1 rRNA gene is annotated in these 359 nt (G+C 50.4%); it reads left to right on the top strand.

The features are described 5' to 3' along the window. Nucleotide 1: 1 nt before the first annotated feature. A 23S ribosomal RNA gene (locus GOU96_RS18445) occupies nt 2-359 on the top strand; the annotation flags it as partial.

The following is a 359-nucleotide window of genomic DNA, read 5'->3' as shown; positions in this document are numbered from 1 at the left end:
GGGCAGTCAGAGGCGATGAAGGACGTACTAACTTGCGATAAGCGCAGATAAGGCAGTAAGAGCCGTTTGAGTCTGCGATTTCCGAATGGGGAAACCCAACTGCATAAGCAGTTACTGTTAACTGAATACATAGGTTAACAGAGCAAACCGGGGGAACTGAAACATCTAAGTACCCCGAGGAGAAGAAATCAACCGAGATTCCGGTAGTAGCGGCGAGCGAACCTGGATTAGCCCTTAAGCACTCGGTGAAGTAGGTGAACAAGCTGGAAAGCTTGGCGATACAGGGTGATAGCCCCGTAACCGACGCTTCATCGAGCGTGAAATCGAGTAGGGCGGGACACGTGATATCCTGTCTGAAT

Origin of the sequence: Vibrio sp. R-1 (genome assembly GCF_035615595.1) — a bacterium.
GTDB lineage: Bacteria > Pseudomonadota > Gammaproteobacteria > Enterobacterales > Vibrionaceae > Vibrio > Vibrio cholerae.
This window is presented reverse-complemented; position numbering and strand designations above follow the sequence as displayed.